The sequence below is a fragment of the Sulfitobacter sp. HI0129 genome, assembly GCF_001635395.1.
In the GTDB taxonomy this organism is placed as follows: Bacteria; Pseudomonadota; Alphaproteobacteria; order Rhodobacterales; family Rhodobacteraceae; genus Sulfitobacter.
On record NZ_LWGH01000433.1, the window covers coordinates 1 to 2,298 of the forward strand.

Genomic DNA, 2,298 nt, shown 5'->3' on the forward strand with positions numbered 1-2,298 from the left:
AGGGGGCGCTGTTCAACTGGTTTCGGTGATCTATGCGCGAAATGTATACCATCGTGTACCGAAATTGAAGGCCCCCGGGGGCCGAGTTTCAAGAAACATTGATTGGTTGTTTCAGCCCGCTTTGCGTACTAATCGAAGGACCGCCGCCGCTTGGTCCTGTCGCGGCTGCCCGAAGTTCCGAGGTTTCATGATGCGTCCGCTTTCCGTCCTGTCCGCCGCGATACTGGCTCTGGCCACGGCGGCTTCAGGGCAGCAGGCGGAACAATCCCCGGTGGTGGTGGAGCTTTTCACCTCGCAGGGGTGTTCATCCTGTCCGCCCGCCGATGCGCTGTTGCATGAACTGGCGGCCCGGGATGACGTGATCGCGCTGGCCCTGCATGTGGACTATTGGGACTATATCGGCTGGAAGGATCCCTTTGCCCGGCCCGGCAATACCAAGCGACAGCGCGCCTATGCCGCCGAAGGGGGGCGCCGTTCGGTCTATACGCCGGAAATGATCATCGACGGGGAAAGCGATATCGTCGGGACCAAGCCCGCCAAGGTGATGGCTGCCATCGAAAAGCACCGTATGGATTCCGCGATGGTCTCGCTGGATCTTCAGCGGTCGGGCGATATGCTGACGGTTACGGCGACCCCGCTGGGGGACATGTCGGTGCCCTGCATCATTCAACTGGTGCGCTACACCCCGGAACGTACCACGCGAATCGAGCGGGGGGAGAACGCGGGAAAGACGTTTTCCTACGCCAATATCGTCGAGGATTGGCAGGTATTGGGCAAATGGGACGGTACCGCGCCCATCACCTTCACCGTCAAGGTGGAGGGGGACGCGCCCGTGGTGGTCCTTGTTCAGGAAAGCGATCTTGGCCCCATCCATGCGGCTGCGCGTCTGCGTTGAGGGCCGGCTGACGCGGGGCTTGTCGGTACCGGCAGGGCCTTTGCCCAAATCCTGACGGATCAGCCTTCGCCCGCGCGCCAGCGCCGGTGCACCCAGAACCATTGTTCGGGATCGGCCTCCACCCGCGCGCCCAGACTGTCATTGAGCGCCTGTGTCATCTCCATGGGCGAGCCATGGGGCACGGGAGCTTCCAGTACCGCGTCGAACGTAAGCCCGTCGGGCTGGCGGATGCCGTAGAAGGGAACGAGCAACGCGTCATAGCGCAAAGCCAGTTCGGCTGCCGAAAGCGCGGTTTGCGCCGGTGTCCCGAGGAAGTCGAGCGGCGGCGCGCCAAAGACATGCTGGTCGAAAAGCAGCACCAGCTGGCCCCCGTCGCGCAGGTGACGCACGAAACCTGCCGTGCCGCGCCGCCCCTGCGGAAAGACTGGACCGCCGAAGGCTTCCATGGTGCGCACGTAATGGGCGTTGAAATAGGGGTTCTTCATATCCCGGTAGAGCCCGCCGATCCGGTATCCGCGCGCCACGAGCGCGGCGCGCGCGGCCTCGTAATTACCGTAGTGACCGGTGACGAGGATGACGGGCTGGTCCTTTGCGGCGGCCTCTTCCAGCGCCTGCAGGCCGGGGCCGCGCAGGGGGGTTTCCGCCATGCGGCGCGGAAAATCCTGCGCCGAATAATTCTCGATCAGCGTGCGGCCGAGGTTGTTCAGGCAGCGGTCCGCGATGGTGCGGCGGCGTTCGGGCGAAAGATCGGGCCGGATCGCCGCAAGGTTATCCAGCGCGCGTCTGCGGTAGCCCGCCATGGGGCCGATCACATGTTCGACCAGCCAGCCCAGCCCACACACGCGCATCCCGTAGGGCAGGGCAAGCGCGGCGCGGATGATCAGCACGATCACCGCGTTGGTCAGATAATGGCCGAAACCGCGCAGATCGCGCGGCGCGGGGGGCCGGGAAGTGGTGCCGTCTGACATGAGCCTCGTCGCGCGAATGCGGTTCGCGCAGACATAGCCTGCCGGGGTCGGCGCAACAACCCGGGGGAGATTGTTGAGGCGTCGGGGGGCAGCCTAGTAGCTGTAGGTCACGCCGGTGGCGATGGCGCGCCGCAGCGAGGCTTCGGCCCATGTGCCGGTCCCGCCTGCATCGCGAAGCGCCCGCAACTGGACAATGGCGGCGGGCACGTCGCCCTGTTCCACCAGTGCCTGCCCCATGTAGGACCGGGCGAGGATATTGCCGGGATTCCGGGTCAGCGCCACCCGGTAATAGGCCATGCCGCGCTCCAAGTCGCCCATCTTGCGCGTCGTGAAGCCAAGGTAGGTGAGCGTCCGGTCGTCATCCTGCGGCATCGCGGCCAATACTGTCTGTGCTGCGTCGTACTGGCCCGCGTGGGCATAGGCGCGCACCGCCTC

The 2,298-nt window shown here is 65.1% G+C and carries 3 protein-coding genes; 1 reads left to right on the forward strand and 2 read right to left on the reverse strand.

What is annotated here, in order from left to right:
- The first annotated feature begins 187 nt into the window (after positions 1-187).
- Positions 188-895 carry a DUF1223 domain-containing protein gene (locus A3764_RS11810; RefSeq protein WP_067921685.1) on the forward strand — a complete coding sequence of 236 codons (708 nt, stop codon included), beginning with the start codon at positions 188-190 and terminating at the stop codon, positions 893-895.
- A gap of 59 nt (positions 896-954) precedes the next feature.
- Here A3764_RS11810 and A3764_RS11815 read toward each other — a convergent pair whose 3' ends face one another.
- Together A3764_RS11815 and A3764_RS11820 are read right to left on the reverse strand one after the other, a co-directional pair.
- Positions 955-1,863: a lysophospholipid acyltransferase family protein gene (locus tag A3764_RS11815; RefSeq protein WP_067921687.1), complete on the reverse strand. Its 909-nt coding sequence runs from the start codon at positions 1,861-1,863 to the stop codon at positions 955-957.
- A 93-nt stretch (positions 1,864-1,956) separates the two neighbouring features.
- A partial coding sequence (locus A3764_RS11820; RefSeq protein WP_150122151.1) for a tetratricopeptide repeat protein occupies positions 1,957-2,298 on the reverse strand: 342 nt, incomplete at its 5' end.